The following is a 21,037-nucleotide window of genomic DNA, read 5'->3' as shown; positions in this document are numbered from 1 at the left end:
CACATGCTAACAAAATTCTGTATCGATGTCGCGATGTTTCACTGAAATTCTTGTTTAGATATCGAAATTGCCATTCATTTGTTCTAAATTTGCCGATTTATTTGGAAATAAGTCGTTAAATAGTCTTGACCAATTTGCTGCATCGCAGTACTGTAGAGCCTCGCCTCAAGATCTCGGGGCACCAAAACTTGTTTGATCGGGCTCACAATGCCTTTGTCAACAAGTCACTATCAGTAAATTGTTAGTAGCAGTTTGTTCTAACCCATGCCACAAGCGTGAGAAATTTGTAATTTCTTAGCCTTACCCTGACCGCACGAGTCGCCATTAAGCTTTGCCTGGAATATTGTCCAACGGATAGTAGAAGGGGAGAGTGACCGCACAAAAAGGAAAGTCAGCAGACCGTTATTGAAATTTGAATTTCGTCAGGAAAGAACATCCGATCAATCTCCAATGGACCTTGAAAGGAAATAAAATGAGTTCAGAACGACCGTCCGATCGTCAATCGGATCGCGGCACTGAAAAAAATTCAGACCGTAACACTGAATACACTGGTGCAGAAATTCTCGTTAAGTGTCTCGCAGAAGAGGGTGTAGAGCACGTATTCGGCTATCCGGGTGGCGCTGTTCTTTATATCTATGACGCGATTTTTAATCAGCGTAAATTCCAACATATTTTAGTCCGTCACGAGCAAGCAGCGATTCATGCCGCTGATGCGTACTCCCGTTCGTCGAATAAAGTTGGCGTCGCCTTGGTAACTTCTGGCCCAGGTGTGACGAATGCAGTGACGGGTTTGGCAACTGCCTATATGGATTCAATTCCTATGGTAGTCATTTCTGGGCAAGTTCCTAGTCATGCAATTGGCGAAGATGCTTTCCAAGAATGCGATACCGTCGGCATTACGCGTCCATGCGTGAAGCATAATTTCTTGGTGAAAGATGTGCGTGAACTGGCAGATACTGTGAAGAAAGCCTTCTTCATTGCGACTACCGGACGCCCTGGCCCTGTCTTGATTGATATCCCTAAAGATATTAGCAATCACAAAACCACTTTCCATTATCCAAAAGAAATTGAAATGCGTTCCTATCGCCCAGTCGATAAAGGTCACGCAGGACAAATTCGCAAAGCGGTTCAATTGCTGTTGCAAGCTGAACGTCCAATGATTTACACCGGTGGTGGTGTGATCTTAGCGAATGCCGCACCAGAATTAAATAAATTAGTCGATCAATTAGGTTTCCCTGTCACCAACACACTGATGGGATTGGGTGGCTATCGTGCAACTGATGAGAAATTCGTCGGCATGCCAGGTATGCACGGTACCTATGAAGCCAATATGGCGATGCAACACTGCGATGTGCTAATCGCGATCGGTGCACGTTTTGATGATCGTGTTATCGGTAATCCCAAACACTTTGCAACGCATCCACGCAAAATTATTCACGTAGATATTGATCCTTCATCGATTTCTAAGCGTGTCAAAGTCGATATTCCTATTGTTGGTAATGTTAAAGATGTCTTGGTTGAAATGTTGTCGCAACTGGCGGCTTCTGATGCTAAACCGAATGCAAAACCACTAGCTGATTGGTGGAAGCAGATCAATAAATGGCGCGCTCAAGATTGTTTGGCATTCTCTGATTCGTCAGAAATTATCAAACCACAATCTGTGATCCAGAAGGTATGTGAGTTGACACGTGGCGATGCCTTTGTCACTTCAGACGTTGGTCAACACCAAATGTGGGCAGCGCAATACTACAAGTTTAATCAACCTAAACGTTGGATTAATTCTGGTGGCTTAGGCACGATGGGTGTTGGCTTGCCGTATGCGATGGGCGTACAAATGGCAAATCCAGATGCAACGGTTGCTTGTATTACTGGCGAAGCGTCGATACAAATGTGTATCCAAGAGCTTGCTACATGTAAGCAATATCATCTGACGCCAAAAATTATTTTGTTGAATAACCGTGCGCTCGGTATGGTGCGTCAATGGCAACAAATTGATTATGCTGGTCGCTATGCTGAGTCTTATATGGATTCTTTGCCTGACTTTACCAAGTTGGTCGAAGCCTACGGCCACGTTGGCATGAAGATTGAAAATCCAGCGGATGTGGACGGCGCATTGCAAGAAGCTTTCGCCATGAAAGACAAGCTGGTATTCATGAATTTCATTACAGATCAAGACGAAAAAGTGTGGCCTATGGTGAAAGCCGGAAAAGGTCTGACTGAAATGTTGCTTGGTTCGGAGGATTTGTAATGCGACACATTATTTCCGTATTGCTCGAAAACGAAGCGGGAGCCTTATCACGTGTAGTAGGCTTATTCTCCGCACGTGGTTATAACATCGAAACTTTGACGGTTGCGCCAACCGAAGACGCAACGCTGTCACGTATGACTATCGTTACCACTGGTTCAGATGATGTGATTGAACAAATCACCAAACATTTGAATCGCTTGATTGAAGTGGTCAAGGTGGTCGACTTAACCGAAGGCGCGCACATTGAGCGTGAGTTAATGCTCATTAAAGTGCGTGCTGTCGGTAAAGAACGTGAAGAGATGAAACGTACAGCGGATATTTTCCGCGGTCGCATCATTGACGTCACTGAAAAAAGCTACACCATAGAATTGACTGGTAATAAAGGAAAGCTAGATGCTTTCATCGACTCGATTGAGCGTACCGCGATTCTAGAAACAGTCCGTACCGGTGGATCAGGTATTGGACGTGGTGAACGCATTCTTAAAGTGTAATCAGATTTAGCAGAAGAAGTAAAACCGCGTAGGCGCAGAGGATACAGGGAGTCGCTTGACTCCTCCTCCGTGCACTCGGTGTCTCTGCGGTCTGGGTTAAGGCTTGAACTTCGACTCAAGCAATTTCAATTTCGAATTATTTAAATTTATAGGACATCAACATGAAAGTTTTTTACGATAAAGATTGTGACCTCTCTTTGATCAAAGGCAAAAAAGTAGCCATCATTGGTTACGGTTCTCAAGGACATGCGCACGCATTGAATATGAGTGAATCTGGTTGCCAGATCACAGTCGCTTTGCGTAAAGGTGGAGCATCTTGGGATAAGGCAAAAAATGCTGGTTTGAAAGTCGCGGAAGTCAATGAAGCGGTAAAAGAAGCTGACGTTATCATGATCTTGTTACCAGACGAAAATATCGCTCAGGTGTACAACGAAAACGTTGCGCCGCACGCGAAACAAGGCGCGGTCTTAGCCTTCGCTCACGGCTTTAACGTTCATTACGGCCAAGTTGTGCCACGTGCCGATATGGACGTGATCATGATCGCGCCAAAAGCGCCAGGCCATACAGTGCGTGCGACTTATACACAAGGTGGCGGTGTGCCACATTTGGTCGCTGTGTATCAAGATAAATCCGGCTCTGCACGTGATATCGCTTTGTCCTATGCAATGGCAAATGGCGGTGGTCGCGCTGGTATTATCGAAACCAACTTCCGCGAAGAAACTGAAACTGATTTGTTCGGCGAACAAGCGGTTCTGTGCGGCGGTGCGGTGGAGTTGATCAAAGCTGGTTTTGAAACTTTGGTTGAAGCTGGCTATGCTCCAGAGATGGCTTACTTCGAATGCCTGCACGAATTGAAGTTGATTGTTGATTTGATCTACGAAGGCGGTATCGCTAATATGAACTATTCGATTTCGAACAATGCGGAATACGGTGAATATGTAACTGGTCCACGCGTTGTAACAGAAGATACCAAGAACGCGATGCGTCAATGTTTGAAAGACATTCAAACGGGTGAATATGCAAAGAGCTTCATCTTGGAAAACAAAGCAGGCGCACCAACTTTGATCTCGCGTCGTCGTTTGAATTCTGAGCACCAAATCGAACAAGTCGGCGCGAAATTGCGTGCGATGATGCCTTGGATTGCCAAGAACAAGATGGTTGATCAATCGAAAAACTAATTTGACGATTCCTTAGTTCTTGTTGCGTTACAAAGAATAAAAGGTCATTCATTGGCGAATGACCTTTTTTCATAATTTGATCAAGTAAAGCTGTGAGTTAATTAGTTCGATAAAGTCGTAGTTCGAAAATCCTCTTGAATGAGGTTTTACAACTGAAAAATTAAATGTGCAAATTTTTGAAGGCGAGAATCGAAATCTGTCGATCAAAACGGTTCATCATCGCGCAAATATCGCCATTGACCTTCTGGTAAATTGCCTAGTCTGACTTTACCGATTCGAACGCGTTTTAGTCCAATCACTTTTAATCCCACCATTTCGCACATGCGGCGAATTTGACGTTTCTTACCTTCTTTGAGAATGAAGTTCAGTTGATCCTCGTTTTGCCAACGTACTTTTGCTGGAATCAGTTTTTTTCCATCTAAACTGAGCCCGTGATTGAGTAGGCGTAAGTCACGTTCTGGTAATTTACCTGGTTTTGTGTATTCGACGCGCACTAAATATTCTTTTTCGACATCGGTGTTTTCGCCGATCAATTTTTTTGCGACGCGTCCATCTTGGGTTAGTACCAATAGTCCTACTGAATCAATATCGAGACGTCCGGCGGGCACTAGACTGCGTAACTGAGTTGGGTGAAAAGTATTTTCGACTTTGCATTCACTCCAACGATTTTCAGCTTTGATCAGCGCAATTGCAGGCTCATAACCATCTTCGGCTTGGCCGCTCACATAGCCGACTGGTTTGTTGATAAGGATGGTGACACGCTTCGATTGTTCCGCAGCAGCTTGGCGTTCAACAGTGACTTTTTGATGTGGAAAGACTTTGCTGCCCAGTTCCGAGATAACTTTGCCGTCTACGCGCACCCAGCCTTTGGCGATCCATTCATCCGCTTCGCGTCTTGAGCATAGGCCTAACTCGGACATGCGTTTAGAAAGTCGTAATTGTTCTGTCATAGAGGATTTTTTTAATTTTGTGTGTTAATTCGATGTGTCGGCTCAAATGCGTCAATGTCAAATGCGTAGAGCATCAAGTAATTCAGATTCAAATTGGATTTGGTTCTTAGGGTTATGTAAGGCAGCGCCATCGACGAGAAAAACGTCTTCGACACGTTCACCCAAGGTCATGATTTTGGCCGTGTGTAAGTTAATTTTGTACTTTGCCAAAACGCCAGCGACAGAATATAACAAGCCATTTCTGTCGTTTGCAGATATCGATAATAAAAAATACTGTCCTTTATCATCTGGGCGCAATTCTAAGGTTGGAACTAATGGAAAATTACGTGATAAGCGCGATAGCCTTCCTTGATTTGGCGTGCTTAAGGGCGTTTGTTTTGCCAAGACTTCTGCCAATTCATGCTCAATTAAATTGATGATGTCACGATAATTGCTGGCAAATGCAGGCTCGGTAACTAAAAAAGTATCGAGTGCATAGCCACTCTTCGTGGTATGAATCTTGGCATCAAGGATGGCGAAATTTTTACTGTCAAAGTAGTTGCAAATTCTTGCGAATAAGTCGGCTTGATCATGTACGTATACGGTCACTTGTAGGCCTTCTCCGATCGGAGCGACGCGGCATTTGACGATGGGTGTTGTGCTATCAATTTTATCGTGGAGAACTCGTGTTTGCCATGCGATGTCAGAGGCATCATGTCTTAAAAAATAGACGATATCGAGTTCATCCCACAATTTGCTGTGCGCGTTATTTTCTATGCCGACTAAACGTAGCGCTTTGAGTGCTTCTTCTTGACGGTTCTTTAGTTCTCGATCAGTTGATGGTGTTTCGCCGCCGAGTACGCGCAAGGTGATTTTATATAAATCTTCTAGTAACTTGCCTTTCCAAGCATTCCATACTTTGGGGCTGGTGCCGCGAATATCACAAACAGTGAGCAAGTATAAGGCGGTTAAATGACGCTCATCTTTGACTAAATTGGCAAATGCTTGAATCACATCTGGATCCGATAAATCTTGTTTTTGTGCGACTTGCGACATCGTTAAATGCTGCTGCACTAAGAAAATGACTAGCTCTGTATTATCTTTGGAAATTCCATGATCAAAGCAAAATTTACGTGCGTCAGCCATGCCTAAAACTGAGTGATCACCATTGCGACCTTTGGCAATATCATGAAACAGAGCTGCGATATAGAGCACCCAAGGCTGATTAAAATTAGCCATTAGCTGACTGCAGAATGGATATTCATGCGCGTGCTCAGTCATGGTGAAACGACGCAAATTACGCACCACCATCAAGATATGCTGATCGACAGTATAAGCATGGAATAAATCATGCTGCATTTGTCCGACGATGCGCCGGAAACTTGGCAGGTAGCGTCCCAAAATACTGGTTTGATTCATACTACGCAAAACGTGCGTGATGCCGCGCGGCGACTGCAGTATTTGTAGGAAGGTGCCGCGATTAAAAATATCGTGACGGAATTCCGCATCGATTAAATTGCGCGAATGCCAAAGAGCGCGCAAGGTTTTGGCGGTCATACCTTTAAGGTTGGCGTTCTGCGATAGCAATAAAAATACTTCTAGCATCGCGGAAGGTGTTTGTTCAAACACGTTTTCTTCTGCAATGTCGATGAGTCCATTTACTTCATTGAATCGCGCATTGATTGCGTGCGCTTGATGAGGAAGCGGGAATAACACCGCCTCAATATTTTGTAAGAGTATCGTGTTTAGTTGGGTGACTGCTTTGGCTGCCCAATAGTAGCGCTGCATCAAATATTCACTTGCACGGCGAGACTCGGTGGTCTCAAAGCCGAAGGTCGCAGCAATGGCATTCTGCAAGTCAAATACCAAACGATCTTCACGACGACCGGCCTGAATATGTAGGCGAACACGGATGTCTTTAAATGCGCGTTCATTGCGCTTGAGTTGATGTGCTTCAGTTGCGGTGATTAAGCCACGTGCGGCTAATTCTGCCCATGAGTCGCCGAGTTTTGCGGCTTTTGCGACCCACAGAATAACTTGCAAATCGCGTAGCCCACCGGGACTTTCTTTGCAATTTGGTTCCAAGCTATATGGCGTGTCTTCGTACTTGACGTGACGTTGGTGTAGTTCAAGCAGTTTCGCTTGGAAAAACTGTTGGGGTTGCATCGCCGCATCATAGCGATTTTTAAGTTCGCGAAAGCTATTTCGACTGCCTGCTAATAAACGCGCTTCGAGTAAAGCCGTTTTGACGGTAATGTCTGCGGCTGCTTCTGTCATGCACTCATCAATCGTTCGTATGCTGTGGCCAATGTCTAGACCAATATCCCAAAATACTTGGACCAAACTTTCGAGCTTTTCTTTGAGGGCTGGATTTGGATTGTCTGCTAAAAGAATTAAGACATCTACATCGGAATGCGGAAACAATTCTCCACGACCATAGCCGCCTACCGCCACTAGAGCGAGCTCTTTGGGGAAGTTAAAGCTTTTCCAGATCTCACTTAAATTGACGTCAACACAGCGACATAAATCTTTGAGCAGCGTTTCGGCCTTCGGTTTGTCTTTGAAGGACTGAATAATCGCTTGTTGTTCGGCCTTAAGCTTTGCTTTGAAAGCCATGGCATTCGCGATGGCTGTCTTCATTAGGCTTTGGATTGCGATGTGGTTTGTGCAGTAATAAAAGCTGGCGGCGGAGGTGAGCCAGCCGACAAGGTTAGGACTTCATACCCTGTTTCTGTGACCAAAATCATGTGTTCCCACTGTGCCGACAAGCTGCGATCTTTTGTTTTGATCGTCCAGCCATCATTCATTTCGCGAATTTCGCGACGACCTGCGTTAATCATCGGTTCAATCGTGAAGATCATGCCTGGCTTCAATTCATCTAAAGTGCCAGGGCGACCGTAGTGCAAAATTTGCGGCTCTTCGTGGAAGACTTTGCCGATGCCGTGACCACAAAATTCTCGTACTACGCTATAGCCAGCTTTTTCTGCATGTTGTTGAATCGCGTGACCGATGTCACCCAAGTGATTTCCTGGTTTAACTTGCTGTATTCCTAACCACATGCATTCGTAAGTAATGTCACTCAATCTCTTGGCAAGAATGGAAGGTTCGCCGATAAAAAACATGCGGCTATTGTCACCGTGGTAGCCGTCTTTAATGACAGTAATGTCGAGGTTGACGACGTCACCATTTTTGAGAACTTTGTCCCCTGGAATGCCGTGGCAAATAACGTCATTGACCGACGTACAGATGGCTTTTGGGTAGGGCGTGTAGCCGGGCGGGCAGTAGTTCAATGGAGCGGGAATGGTCCCTTGAACATTCGTCATGTATTCGTGGCATAGGCGATCAAGTTCGCCAGTCGTTACGCCAGCTTTCACAAATGGTGTGATGTAATCAAGTACCTCAGAGCCTAAACGACCGGCAATGCGCATGCCAGCGATATCTTCTGCGGATTTAATGGAAATGTTTGACATGCGTTTTTGGTAATCAGAATGAGTATGTAAGTAATAGACGAAATTTTGTCGAAAATCGTCGAGGCTGTAATTATAGTCGACTCGCGAGGAGCACATTGCCTATGTATGCGAAATTTAGCGTCGATAAATTTCTGGCGAGCCGTTCGTAAATCAAAATGCATCGGTTATTGACGGTGTAGTAATACCTAGTTCTTCTCTTTAAGGGCCTATTGGGCAAGTTTGATGCTTGATCAATTTACGTGTTTCGGGTTAGAATAGATGGCTAGCTTGAATAAATTACATGCTAATCAGAAGTAAGCGTTTTAAATTATGTTTGTTTTTTAAAGATCGAATCTGGTCGAAAAGGGTGTTTCTCAATGAGAGGAATCACTGACTCGATTCAAGACCTAACCCTGGAGTTATTATGTCTGTAACAATGCGTGAAATGTTAGAAGCTGGTGTTCACTTCGGTCACCAGACCCGTTTTTGGAATCCAAAAATGGCACCGTACATCTTTGGTCATCGCAATAAAATCCACATCATGAATTTGGAAAAAACATTGGCGATGTATCAAGAAGCAATGAAATTCATTCGCCAATTGTCCGCTAACCGTGGCACGGTATTGATGGTTGGTACTAAGCGTCAAGCGCGCGAGTTGATCGCTGCTGAAGCAAACCGCGCTGGTATGCCATTTGTAGATCAACGCTGGTTGGGTGGTATGTTGACTAACTTTAAAACAGTTAAAACATCCATCAAGCGTTTGAAAGATATGGAAGCATCTGTGCAAGATGGTTCTGTTGAAAAGTTGTCTAAAAAAGAAGCGTTGATGTTCCAACGTGAAATGATTAAGTTGCAAAAGTCAATTGGTGGTATCAAAGATATGCCAGGCGTTCCTGATGCTATTTTCGTGGTTGACGTTGGTTACCATAAAGGCGCGATCACTGAAGCGGCTAAATTGGGTATCCCAGTTATTGGTGTTGTGGATACAAACCACTCACCAGAAGGCGTAACTTACATCATTCCAGGTAATGATGACTCTTCTAAAGCGATTGCTTTGTACGCTCGTGGCGTTGCAGATGCGATTTTGGAAGGCCGTGCAAATGCAGTGAATGAAGTACTTGAAGCTGTTAAGCCAAGCGATGAGTTTGTTGAAGTAGAGCAGGCTTAATTTTTGCGCCGAAGCTTTTTTAAAGCGCGGCGTTTAAAAAGCTAAAAAGGGGGCAACGCGTGTTTGCCCCTTTTTTTAAATCGAATTGATATTGAACTTGTGCATCGTTACGATGCATTGAATTAGGAGAGAAACATGGCAGCAATTACAGCAGCGATGGTCGGCGAATTACGTGCAAAGACTGATGCGCCAATGATGGAATGCAAAAAAGCATTGACAGAAGCAGAAGGTAACATGGAACGTGCGGAAGAAATCTTGCGCGTTAAATTGGGTAGCAAGGCTTCTAAGGCAGCTTCTCGTGTGACTGCAGAAGGTGTTGTTGCTTCTTATGTTGAAGGCGGCGTAGCATCTTTGGTGGAAGTTAACTGCGAAACAGACTTCGTGACTAAGAACGATGACTTCATCGCATTTGCAAATAAATTGGCAAAATTGGTTGCTGAAAAAAATCCAGCTGACGTTGCAGCATTGTCTGCATTGCCATTGGATGACGGCACTGTAGAAACAGTACGTGCTGGATTGATCGGTAAAATCGGCGAAAACATGTCTATCCGTCGTTTCGAACGTTTCGAAACAACAGCAAAAGTAGCGACATATTTGCATGGAACACGTATTGGTGTGGTTGTTGATTTTGACGCAGCTGATCACCAAGTTGGTAAAGACGTTGCGATGCACATCGCTGCGATGAAACCAGTGTCTTTGTCTACTGAACAAGTTCCCGCTGAATTGATCGAAAAAGAGCGCTCTGTTGCTTCTCAAAAAGCGGCTGAATCTGGCAAGCCAGCGGATATCGTTACTAAGATGGTTGATGGCGCAGTTCAAAAGTTCTTGAAAGAAGTGTCTTTGTTGAATCAACCTTTCGTGAAAAACGACAAGCAAACAGTTGAGCAAATGTTGCAATCTGTTGGTGCTTCTGTAAAGGCATTCACGATGTTTGTAGTTGGGGAAGGTATTGAGAAGAAGCAAGATGACTTCGCTGCAGAAGTGGCGGCGCAAGTTGCTGCTGCTAAACAAGCGTAAGCAAGCATTAAAAGAGAACGGGCCGAAAGGCCCGTTTTTTTAAGGGAAGTTTAATACTGTTCGTGTTGTAGAAGTGCTAGATGTGTAAGTGATTATCGCAAGTGTTTTACCTAGGTGCTTTGCATGAGTTAATGCAGAGTTGACCGTCCAGAATTTTTGCAATAATGTCTTTTAAACTTAAAGGAGCCTAGACCGTGACTAAACCAGCTTATAAGCGTGTGCTTTTAAAACTCTCTGGCGAGGCCCTAATGGGTGATGATGCTTATGGTATCAATCGCTCTACCATCGAACGTATGGTGGCGGATGTCGCTGAAGTTTCCCGTATGGGTGTTGAGCTTGCTATCGTGATTGGTGGCGGTAATATTTTCCGTGGTGTTGCACCCGGTGCACAAGGAATGGATCGCGCTACTGCAGATTATATGGGTATGTTAGCGACGGTAATGAATTCTCTCGCCTTGGGCGATGCGATGCGTCAAGTGGGTATCACGGCCCGTGTGATGTCAGCGATCGCGATTGAGCAAGTGGTTGAGCCTTATGTTCGCCCGAAAGCTTTGCAGTATTTGGAAGAAGGTAAGGTAGTAATTTTTGCTGCTGGTACTGGTAATCCGTTCTTTACGACTGATACTGCGGCAGCGCTGCGCGGCTCTGAAATTGGCGCTGAGTTGGTGTTGAAGGCAACGAAAGTGGATGGCGTGTACACTGCCGATCCGAAAAAAGATCCTACCGCGACACGTTATTCGACCATTTCATTTGACGAAGCGATTGCGCGTCATTTGCAGGTGATGGACGCAACAGCATTCGCTTTGTGCCGTGATCAAAAGCTACCAATTAAGGTCTTTTCTATTGTTAAACCGGGCGCTCTAAAAAATCTGATTATGGGTGGAGACGAAGGTACCTTAGTCCACGTATAATGCGCGGTTTTGGGTCGTGTTGAGATCCTAATTTTATTAAAGTAAATTAATTTTATTGTGGAATGAGAGCGTAAGCTCTCATTCTCATTTAGTTCAGGAGTAAATCATGACAATTGCCAGTGTTAAAAGTAGCGCCGATCAGCGCATGCAAAAATCGATAGAAACCTTGAAGTCTGATCTAGCCAAAGTGCGCACTGGTCGTGCGCATACAGGTATTTTGGATCACGTAATGGTTGATTACTACGGTTCTCCTACCAATATTTCTCAAGTAGCGAACGTTACCTTAATTGATGCGCGCACCATCGGCGTGCAGCCTTGGGAAAAGAAAATGTTGACAGTGATTGAGAAAGCGATTCGTGAGTCTGATTTAGGCTTGAATCCAGCGTCACAAGGCGACATGATTCGTGTGCCAACTCCGCCATTGACCGAAGAGCGCCGTAAGGAAATGGTGAAATTGGTTAAAACAGAAGGTGAAGATGCAAAAATTGCGGTGCGCAATATCCGCCGTGATGCCAATGAGTCTTTGAAGAAATTGTTGAAAGAAAAAGATATTTCTGAAGATGATGAGCGTCGTGCGCAAGATGATATTCAAAAATTGACAGATAAATTTGTCGCCGAAATTGATAAGCTATTAGTTGAAAAAGAAAAAGAAGTATTGACAGTTTAAATCTGTTTCTATCTCTCATCTTTTTAATTCAATTCGGAGTTTCATGAATCATTCAAGCTCAACGAAAACAGTTCCTAGTACGGGGCTGATGCCAAAACACATTGCCATTATTATGGATGGCAATGGGCGTTGGGCTACTAAACGATTTTTGCCGCGCGTCGCAGGTCATGTGAAGGGTGTTGATGCGGTGCGAGGCATTGTCGAAGCCTGTATCAAACGCGATATTCAGTTTTTGACCTTATTTGCTTTTAGCTCAGAGAATTGGCGAAGACCTGCGGATGAAGTCTCATTATTAATGCGTTTATTTGTAACTGCTTTAGAAAAAGAAGTTAAAAAAATGCATGACAATAATATTCGTTTGAAAATCGTTGGTGATCTATCTCGATTTGATCTGTCCTTGCAAGAAGCAATTCATCAAGCAGAGCAACTAACTGCAGCAAATACCCGTTTAACAGTCACTGTTTGCGCCAATTATGGTGGTCGCTGGGATATTTTGCAGGCGATGAATAAAGTCGTGGCAAATGGCCAGCTTGCTGGTGAAATCACAGAAGAGATGCTTGAGGCGCAGTTATCGATGGCTTACGCACCGGAGCCCGATTTGTTTATTCGCACGGGTGGGGAAACGCGTATCTCGAATTTTTTGTTATGGCAATTAGCTTATACAGAATTATTTTTTACTGAGACGTTTTGGCCAGACTTTAACGCGCAGTCATTAGATGAGGCGATCGCTTCTTATCAATCTCGCGAGCGGCGGTTTGGTCGTACAAGTGCGCAAGTGACAGATGTTCAAGTCTAAGCGTCACGTATTAATACCTGATAGCGCAATTGAACGATTCAGTCTACGATTCCTGAAACAATAAATTCAACTAACACTTCAACGACTCATATTCTTTCATACCTACGCTATGCTAAAAACCAGAATTCTCACCGCCATCGTGTTGTTATCGATCTTGATTCCCATCGTATTTTCTGGCTCAAGTTTGGCGTTCACAGCGGCAGCAGCAATTTTCTTGGCAGCGGCAATGTGGGAGAGTCAACGCTTGTTTAATAAACCAGGTGCGATTCTCATTTCAGCGGTGTGGGCATTTGCTTTTGCTTACCTTACTTTGCAAACAACAAATTTTTCCTTGCAAACTTTGTTCACTGTTTGCGTATTATTTTGGGTGTTCGGTCTGATTCCTAGCTTGAAATTTGGCCTGCCAGATATCAATAGTTTTGCGAGTGGGTTAATTAGTGGTGTGTACGCAGTGACCATCTTCGGATGTTTTGTCGCGATGAGCTATTTGTTTGGTAAATCCGCTGTGTTGCTGTTATCTGTATTGGCTTTAGTATGGATTGCTGATGTCGGCGCTTATTTTGTCGGTAAAGCGATTGGAAAGAAAAAGTTAGCGCCAACTATTTCGCCAGGTAAGTCTTGGGAGGGCGCAATTGGTGGTGCAGTTTTAGTTTTACTGTTCGCGTTTGGCTGTGCTTACTTGCCTTCACTATCAGATACTTTACCTGCGAGAATTTATCATCACCAAGGTCTTGTCGTGATGGTGGTATTGATGATCTTAATTGCCGTCGCTAGTGTGATTGGCGATTTATTTGAATCGCTATTAAAACGCCGTATCGGTATGAAGGATAGTAGCGGTTTATTGCCTGGACATGGCGGCGTACTTGATCGCATTGATGCGCTGATTCCAGTATTACCATTTGCTGCAATGTTCGTTGCGCTTTGGAATTTGTAATTATCTCGCCGATTTTTTAAATCAATTTGTCGAATTTGTCGAATTTGTTGAGTCATATGCAAAAACAAAGAATCTGTATTTTAGGATCAACTGGTTCTATCGGTGTTTCGACTCTCGATGTGCTTGCTCGTCACCCCGAGCGTTATCAAGTTTATGCATTAAGCGCGCACAGACAGGTAGAAAAATTGGCGCAACAATGTCGTCAATTTCAGCCACAGTTTGCGGTGGTTTCTGATCCTCAATATGCACAGCAACTACGTGACTTGCTGGCGCAATTTTCTAGCACAACAGTAGTGTTATCTGGCGCTGAGGCGTTATGTGAAGTTGCGAGTGCTGCAGAGTGCGATGTCGTCATGGCAGCGATTGTTGGCGCGGCAGGTTTGCCAGCTTCTATGGCGGCTGCACAAGCAGGAAAACGGATTTTGTTGGCAAATAAAGAAGCTTTGGTGATGTCAGGCCAGCTATTTATTGATGCAGTTGCAAAAAGCGGCGCGTGCTTATTGCCTATCGATAGTGAACACAATGCGATCTTTCAATGTTTACCGCAAAATTATCGTCGTGATTTGCAGGTAAGTGGCATCGCAAAAATCGTATTAACTGCCTCTGGTGGTCCATTCTTAAAACGCGATATTGCAACACTTGCTCAAGTGACAGCGGCCGAAGCAGTTGCTCATCCAAACTGGGTGATGGGGCGTAAAATTTCGGTTGATTCCGCTACCATGATGAACAAAGGTCTGGAAGTGATTGAAGCGCATTGGCTATTTGGCGCGTCGGCAGATCAGATTGAAGTGTTAATTCATCCTCAAAGCTTAGTTCACTCTATGGTGCATTATGTCGACGGATCTTTGCTAGCGCAACTGGGGAACCCAGACATGCGTACGCCGATCGCTTATGGACTGGCTTATCCTGAGCGCATCGCATCTGGCGTAGAGGCGCTCGATCTTAGTCAGTTTTTGCAATTAAACTTCTTTAAGCCTGATTTTGCACGTTTTCCATGTTTGCAACTCGCATACGATGCTTTGCGTGCTGGCGGCTCAGCACCGACCGTCTTGAATGCATCCAATGAAGTTGCAGTGGAGGCATTCTTGCAAGGACAATTAGGTTTTATGCAGATTGAAGCTGTTGTCGCTGAATCCCTAGCGAAAATTTCTGCGCAAAGTGTGACAGATTTGGCATCGATACTCGAAGTGGATAGGCAAACACGCCAATTTGCTTCTGCACATGTGGCGGCAATTGGAACTTGATATGACTTTACAATTTCTGCAAACGGTAATCGCGTTTATATTTGCGCTAGGAATTCTAATTATCTTCCATGAGTTAGGGCATTTCTGGGTTGCGCGTTTGTGTGGCGTGAGAGTGTTGCGATTCTCAGTTGGTATGGGTAAGCCTTTGTGGATCAAGAAGTTTGGAAGTAGCGAGACTGAATGGACTCTGTCCGCTATCCCATTGGGTGGCTACGTAAAGTTTTATGACTCAAGGGAAATCGATGTTTCACAAGCTAGTCCGCAAGAATTGGCGGGTGATTTCTCACGCAAATCGGTTTGGCAACGAATTGCCATCGTCGCTGCAGGGCCGATTTTTAATTTTATATTGGCGATTTTTTTGTTCGCTGCTTTATACACACATGGCACGCCAGATCCCGTGGCAAAGCTAAGAATTGCCTCCGAAACTTCCACGGCTTATACATCAGGCTTGCGTCATGGAGATCTAGTTCAAAGTATCAATGGAGAACCTGTGAAGTCGTGGTCTGATATGCGCTGGAAACTCTTGCAATTGGGCTTAGATGGAGCTGAAGCTAGAGTACAAGTGGCGCGTCAAAATCTAGATCGCCATAGCAGTACGGATGTGATGGAATTGAAGTTGCCGATGGCGCAATTGAATTCAGCCGACTTCGAATCGGATTTTTTGCATAAGTTGGGTATAGAGTTTTTCCGACCACCGGCGATTTTGAATGATGTTATTCAAGGTGGTGCGGCTAGCAAAGCGGGTCTTAAGCCAGGCGATCAAATTATGCAAATCAATGATCAGCCTGTGTTAGATAGTCAGGCATTTAGAGATATGGTCAACGCATCGCCGAATAAGCCGTTGACGATGTTAGTGCTTGGTGGTGGACAAGAATTTGAGGTGGTGGTTACACCCGAGGCGGTTGAAGAAAATGGAAAAATCGTAGGAAAAATCCAAGTTGCTCCTAGAGCGCAACTTGAGATGACCGAGTTGTCTTATCCAGTCATTGTGTCGGCTTATCGCGGTATGGTGCGTACCTGGGATACCAGCGTGCTTACGCTGAAAATGATAGGCAAAATGCTCACGGGTGAAGTCTCTTGGCGCAATATTACAGGGCCAATCACGATTGCTGATTATGCTGGTCAGACTGCTAGGGTAGGGTGGATTAGCTATCTTCAATTTATCGCCTTGATCAGTATCAGTCTTGGCGTAATGAATTTGCTCCCTATACCTGTGTTGGATGGCGGCCATTTGTTGTATTATTCGCTGGAAGTTTTAACAGGGAGAGCAATTCCCGAGAAGTATGTAGAGATGGCGCAGCGAGGAGGGCTAACTGTGCTGTTGTGTTTAATGCTTGTTGCTTTTTTTAATGATATCGTCCGACAGATGTCATAATACGTAGCTTATTCATCGCTGCGTTGCAAAAGCTGCAATCAAGTAGAAATATTGAGACTGAAAAACCCCAATGAAATTACCTTTAGAGAATTTAACTTTGTCAGCATTTCCTCGTCATCTCATCTCCGCAGCAGCCTTAGCTTTGTGTTCTGGTCATGCCCTTGCAATTGAACCATTTACAGTGAAAGAAATCCGCGTTGAAGGTCTGCAAAGAACTGAAGCGGGAACGGTCTTCAGTTATCTGCCTGTACGAGTTGGTGAAGTTTTTAATGATGCAAAAAGTATTGCAGCAATTAAAGCTTTGTTCGCAACTGGCTTCTTTAAAGATGTGCAGATAGAAGTGGAAGACGGCGTATTGGTTGTTCTTTTGGATGAGCGACCAACTATCTCTACCGTTGATTTTACTGGCACCAAAGAGTTTGAAAAAGATCAATTAGTTAAAGCCTTGAAAGATATCGGCGTTGGTGAAACGCGTATTTTTGATAAAGCAACTGTGGATCGCGCTGAGCAAGAGTTAAAGAAACAATATCTTTCACGTGGTTTATACGGCGCACAAATTACCACGACGATCACCCCTATTGAGCGTAACCGCGTTAACGTGACGTTTGCTGTTGATGAGGGTGATGTTGCCAAGATTGCGCAAATTAATATCATTGGGAATAAGGCATTTTCTGACGGCGAATTAAAAGAAATGTTGGCCTTAAGTACTCCGACCTGGTTTAGTTGGTATTCTAAAGCGGATCAATATTCAAAACAAAAGTTGTCAGGTGACGTCGAAACGATACGTTCGTTTTACCAAAATCGTGGTTACTTGGAAATGCAAGTCACTTCCACTCAGATCTCGATTACTCCAGATAAAAAGCAAGTTTACATCACCTTAAATATTGATGAAGGTGATAAATATAAAGTTACCGATATTAAGATTGAAGGCGAAACTTTTGGCCGTGAAGATGAGCTAGCTTCACTCATGTTGCTGAAGAAAAACGAGACCTACAATGCGGGTCTATTAACCGCAAGTACCAAACGAATTACTGATCGCATGGGTAATTTTGGATATGCATTTGCGAATGTCGTTGCGAATCCTTTGGTAGACAAAGAGAAAAAGGAAGTCGCATTTACTATTTTCGTTGATCCAGGCAAGCGTGTATATGTACGCCGCATCAATTTGGCTGGTAATACCCGTACTCGTGATGAAGTTATTCGTCGTGAGTTTAGGCAGTTTGAAGGCTCTTGGTACGACGGCGAAAAGATTAAAGTATCGCGTGATCGTGTTGAATATTTGGGCTTTTTCAAAGAAGTTACGGTTGACACACCTGAAGTGCCAACTAGCATTGATCAGGTTGATGTCAACTTGAGCGTCACTGAAAAACCAACCGGTAACATCATGATTGGTGCTGGTTATTCTAGTGCTGAGAAAGTGACGATCACAGGTTCTATCCAGCAAGTAAATGCGTTCGGTAGCGGTGACACGATAGGCTTGGATATCAACACCAGTAAATACAATCGGACGATTGCGTTAACGCACGTTGATCCTTACGTAACTGACGACGGCATTAGCCGTAGTATCGATGCTTATATTCGTACTTCCTTGCCGCCGATCGGCGCATACGGTTACTACCGTATTCAATCCTCTGGTGGTAATTTACGTTACGGGATTCCATTTTCTGAATTAGATACCGTATTTTTCGGTATAGGTTTAGAGCGCTCAAAAATTGATACTTATACCGACAGCCCATATCGCTACTTGAAATATGTTGCTGATTTCGGTGGACGAGAAATCGTGAAAGATCCTACTAATCCTCTGTGGGGTGTCGGTAGTGCGACCAATGATTCGATTCCTCTATCTGTCGCTTGGCAGCGTGATAGTCGTGATAATGTATTGACGCCTTCAATCGGCCGTTATCAACGAATTAATCTTGAAGTTTCTGCTTATGGCGAGTTTAAGTACTATCGTGCAATTTATAAACACGAGTACTACAAGCCGGTTTATCGCTCAGTCATTTTGGCGATGAACGGTGAGGTCAACTATGGTCATGGTTTGGCAGGTAAACCTTATCCTGTGTTTAAAAACTTCTATGCTGGTGGTATTGGATCGGTTCGTGGGTTTGAACCTGGATCTTTAGGAACCAAAGATCCGCGTGGAGACACACTTGGTGGTGCCACACGTATAGTTGGTAATGTAGAATTACAAATTCCATTCCCTGGTGCAGATAAGTCCTTGCGTTGGTTCACCTTCTTTGACGTCGGTAATGTGTTCGACGAAGGACAAAAAATTCGCGCTCAGGATATGAAAACCTCGGTAGGTATGGGGATTAGCTGGATTTCTCCAATGGGGCCTTTGAAATTGAGTTTCGGTAAGGCTTTAAATGCGAAACCGGATGATCGTCGTCAAGGCTTCCAGTTTACAATGGGAACTGGTTTCTAATTTCCTAAATGTTATAGTTGATTTGCGTTTGAGATTCGCTTGTTGGTAATTTGAAGTTTGTAATGTGGAGAATATTTTGAGTCACATATCTAATCCGTCCAAATTGATGCGCAATTTCTTTTTTGGCGCGGCTTCGTTGCTAGCTTTTGCGCACGTACAGGCGCAGGACTTTAAGGTCGCTTTTTTTAATGGTCAGCGTGTGTTAGACGAGTCTGTTCCAGCAAAGATAGCTTCTTCACGTATTGAACAAGAATTCTCTAAGCGCAAAAAAGAACTAGATGAAGTGAATGAGCGTTTTCGTAGTGCTTATCGCAAGTATGAAAAAGATGCTCCGTCTTTGTCCGAAGTCGAGCGTCTTCGTCGTCAGCGTGAATTAACTGAACTGGATCAAGACTTTAATCGCAAACAACGCATTTACAATGAAGATTTGGCACAGCGTCGTCAAGAAGAAGCGATTGCGTTGGGCGAACGTGCTTTGAAAATCGTGCGCCAAATTGCTGAGGCAGAAAAAATTGATATCGTGGTACAAGACGCTTCTTATGTTAATCCACGCATCGATATTACAGATAAAGTACTGAAAGCACTTTCCAAATAAAAATGACAAATAAAAGCATTCGACTAGGGGAGTTAGTCGATCGCTTCGGTGGTCAGTTAATTGGTAATCCTGATATTCAGGTCGTCGGCATTGCCCCATTAAGTGATGCGAGCGATCGTCATATCACCTTCCTTTCTAATTCCAAATTCAGATCGCAAGCGGAAAAAACACAGGCGATCGCTTTGATTTTGTCCGAACAAGATCATCTGCAATTAGCCGATACCTACCAAGGCGCGCGTATTATTACGGCGAATCCTTATGTGTATTTTGCGAAAGCTGCGCAGCACTTTTTCGATATCAATTCTATCGCGGCAACTCAGGGTGTACATCCGTCAGCGTGGGTAAGCCCGCAAGCGGAAGTGGCAGCCAGTGCCAGCATTGCAGCGCATGTGTCGATTGAGGCCGATGCCGTGATTGGTGAGCATGTGGTGATCGCCCCCGGTGTGTCGATAGGGCGCGGTGTGTCGATTGGGGATCATACCCAAATCAATGCAAATGTCAGTATTTATAACGATTGCGTGATCGGCCAACGTTGCATTATCCATTCTGGCGCGGTGATTGGTGCGGATGGTTTTGGCTTTGCTAATGAAAAAGGTAAATGGATCAAAATCCCACAAACTGGCCGTGTCGTGATTGGTGATGATGTGGAGATTGGCGCTAATACCAGCATAGATCGCGGTGCCTTGACCGATACCATTATCGAAAATGGCGTCAAGCTCGACAATCAAATCCAAATTGGGCACAACTGCCATATTGGTGAAAATACCGCGATGGCAGGCTGTGTTGGTGTAGCAGGTAGTGCCAAGATCGGCAAAAACTGCACCTTTGGTGGTGCAGCGATGGTTCTGGGGCATTTGACCATCGTCGATAACGTGCATATTTCATCAGGCAGTATGGTGTCTCGCTCGATTTTAGAACCCGGTCAGTACACGGGTTTTTATCCTTTGGCGAAGAATGCCGATTGGGAGAAAACCGCAGTGATTGTGCGCAATCTCGATAGCATGCGCGACAAACTCAAACAATTAGAGAAGACTGTCAAAGCACAGACTTCTGCAACCATGATTCAACATTCAAATACCTCTAACTCAGAAGAATAGTATGGAAAACATCGATAAAAGCTTGGACATCAACCAGATTAAACAATACCTGCCACATCGTTATCCGATGTTGTTGGTTGATCGCGTGTTGACTTGGGAAAGCGGCAAATCAATTACAGCGATCAAAAATGTCACGGCAAATGAAGAATTTTTTAATGGACACTTCCCCAACAAGCCAGTAATGCCTGGCGTGTTGATGGTAGAAGCCATGGCGCAAACGGCGGCGATTTTGTCCTTCCTGACCATGGGCCAAAAACCAGATGAAAATACGATTGTGTATTTCGTGGGTATCGACAATGTTCGTTTTAAGCGCCCAGTAGGTCCTGGCGATCAATTGAAGATGGACGTGGAAATTTTACGCGTTGCGCGTGGCATTTGGAAATACAAAGCGGTCGCAACGGTGGATGGTCAATTGGCGGTTGAGGCAGAATTAATGTGCACATTACGCACCACCAATGACGAACTAAAAACCGCAGCCGCAACAGGTACTAGCGCTTCTACAGGAGCATAAAA

The 21,037-nt window shown here is 44.4% G+C and carries 18 protein-coding genes; 15 read left to right on the top strand and 3 right to left on the bottom strand.

Annotated features, from left to right (window positions below; translation table 11 throughout):
- The first annotated feature begins 472 nt into the window (after positions 1–472).
- The 3 genes from KDM92_RS02040 to ilvC all read left to right on the top strand — a co-directional run bounded on the left by KDM92_RS02040 (position 473) and on the right by ilvC (position 3,917).
- Positions 473–2,248: an acetolactate synthase 3 catalytic subunit gene (locus KDM92_RS02040; RefSeq protein ID WP_212682783.1), complete on the top strand. Its 1,776-nt coding sequence runs from the start codon at positions 473–475 to the stop codon at positions 2,246–2,248.
- A complete protein-coding gene (ilvN, locus tag KDM92_RS02035) occupies positions 2,248–2,739 on the top strand; it encodes an acetolactate synthase small subunit (RefSeq protein ID WP_186889435.1) in 492 nt (163 codons plus the stop codon). Before KDM92_RS02040 ends, ilvN begins: the two co-directional genes overlap by 1 nt.
- A gap of 161 nt (positions 2,740–2,900) precedes the next feature.
- Positions 2,901–3,917, top strand: a complete 1,017-nt coding sequence (ilvC, locus tag KDM92_RS02030; RefSeq protein WP_189344246.1) for a ketol-acid reductoisomerase — start codon at positions 2,901–2,903, stop codon at positions 3,915–3,917.
- A gap of 203 nt (positions 3,918–4,120) precedes the next feature.
- Here ilvC and KDM92_RS02025 read toward each other — a convergent pair whose 3' ends face one another.
- The 3 genes from KDM92_RS02025 to map are packed head-to-tail and all read right to left on the bottom strand — an operon-like array spanning position 4,121 to position 8,412.
- Positions 4,121–4,867 carry a pseudouridine synthase gene (locus KDM92_RS02025; RefSeq protein ID WP_212682782.1) on the bottom strand — a complete coding sequence of 249 codons (747 nt, stop codon included), beginning with the start codon at positions 4,865–4,867 and terminating at the stop codon, positions 4,121–4,123.
- 57 nt (positions 4,868–4,924) lie between these two features.
- Positions 4,925–7,486 (bottom strand): [protein-PII] uridylyltransferase, encoded by a 2,562-nt coding sequence (locus KDM92_RS02020; RefSeq protein WP_212682781.1) that lies wholly within the window; start codon positions 7,484–7,486, stop codon positions 4,925–4,927.
- A complete protein-coding gene (gene map / locus KDM92_RS02015; RefSeq protein WP_268972282.1) occupies positions 7,486–8,412 on the bottom strand; it encodes a type I methionyl aminopeptidase in 927 nt (308 codons plus the stop codon). Before map ends, KDM92_RS02020 begins: the two co-directional genes overlap by 1 nt.
- Before the next feature lie 307 nt (positions 8,413–8,719).
- Between map and rpsB the strand changes: the two genes are divergently transcribed.
- From rpsB to fabZ, 12 genes are all read left to right on the top strand, one after another.
- The gene (rpsB, locus tag KDM92_RS02010; RefSeq protein WP_212682779.1) at positions 8,720–9,463 is read left to right on the top strand and encodes a 30S ribosomal protein S2; all 744 of its coding nucleotides are present in this window, start codon (positions 8,720–8,722) and stop codon (positions 9,461–9,463) included.
- 135 nt (positions 9,464–9,598) lie between these two features.
- Positions 9,599–10,480 carry a translation elongation factor Ts gene (tsf, locus tag KDM92_RS02005; RefSeq protein WP_189344241.1) on the top strand — a complete coding sequence of 294 codons (882 nt, stop codon included), beginning with the start codon at positions 9,599–9,601 and terminating at the stop codon, positions 10,478–10,480.
- A gap of 194 nt (positions 10,481–10,674) precedes the next feature.
- Positions 10,675–11,391, top strand: coding sequence for a UMP kinase (gene pyrH / locus KDM92_RS02000; protein WP_189344240.1), 717 nt, complete (start codon positions 10,675–10,677; stop codon positions 11,389–11,391).
- Positions 11,392–11,497: 106 nt separating this feature from the next.
- Positions 11,498–12,058: a ribosome recycling factor gene (frr, locus tag KDM92_RS01995; protein WP_189344239.1), complete on the top strand. Its 561-nt coding sequence runs from the start codon at positions 11,498–11,500 to the stop codon at positions 12,056–12,058.
- Positions 12,059–12,101: 43 nt separating this feature from the next.
- Positions 12,102–12,854: a polyprenyl diphosphate synthase gene (gene uppS, locus KDM92_RS01990; protein WP_212682778.1), complete on the top strand. Its 753-nt coding sequence runs from the start codon at positions 12,102–12,104 to the stop codon at positions 12,852–12,854.
- A gap of 109 nt (positions 12,855–12,963) precedes the next feature.
- Entirely contained in the window at positions 12,964–13,788 is an 825-nt protein-coding gene (locus KDM92_RS01985) for a phosphatidate cytidylyltransferase (protein WP_212682777.1), read from the top strand.
- Positions 13,789–13,844: 56 nt separating this feature from the next.
- On the top strand, positions 13,845–15,032 hold the full coding sequence (ispC, locus tag KDM92_RS01980) for a 1-deoxy-D-xylulose-5-phosphate reductoisomerase (protein ID WP_212682776.1): 1,188 nt from the start codon (positions 13,845–13,847) through the stop codon (positions 15,030–15,032).
- 1 nt (position 15,033) lies between these two features.
- Positions 15,034–16,407 (top strand): RIP metalloprotease RseP, encoded by a 1,374-nt coding sequence (gene rseP / locus KDM92_RS01975; RefSeq protein ID WP_212682775.1) that lies wholly within the window; start codon positions 15,034–15,036, stop codon positions 16,405–16,407.
- A gap of 70 nt (positions 16,408–16,477) precedes the next feature.
- Positions 16,478–18,832 (top strand): outer membrane protein assembly factor BamA, encoded by a 2,355-nt coding sequence (gene bamA / locus KDM92_RS01970; RefSeq protein WP_212682774.1) that lies wholly within the window; start codon positions 16,478–16,480, stop codon positions 18,830–18,832.
- Positions 18,833–18,908: 76 nt separating this feature from the next.
- Positions 18,909–19,427: an OmpH/Skp family outer membrane protein gene (locus KDM92_RS01965; RefSeq protein WP_230408118.1), complete on the top strand. Its 519-nt coding sequence runs from the start codon at positions 18,909–18,911 to the stop codon at positions 19,425–19,427.
- 2 nt (positions 19,428–19,429) lie between these two features.
- Entirely contained in the window at positions 19,430–20,524 is a 1,095-nt protein-coding gene (gene lpxD / locus KDM92_RS01960) for a UDP-3-O-(3-hydroxymyristoyl)glucosamine N-acyltransferase (protein WP_212682773.1), read from the top strand.
- Position 20,525: 1 nt separating this feature from the next.
- Positions 20,526–21,035: a 3-hydroxyacyl-ACP dehydratase FabZ gene (gene fabZ / locus KDM92_RS01955; RefSeq protein WP_189344232.1), complete on the top strand. Its 510-nt coding sequence runs from the start codon at positions 20,526–20,528 to the stop codon at positions 21,033–21,035.
- Positions 21,036–21,037: the final 2 nt, after the last annotated feature.

The organism is Affinundibacterium baiyunense (genome assembly GCF_018139645.1).
GTDB lineage: Bacteria > Pseudomonadota > Gammaproteobacteria > Burkholderiales > Burkholderiaceae_D > Undibacterium > Undibacterium baiyunense.
Note: the sequence above shows the minus strand (reverse complement) of the source record. Positions and strands in the feature narration are given on the sequence as shown.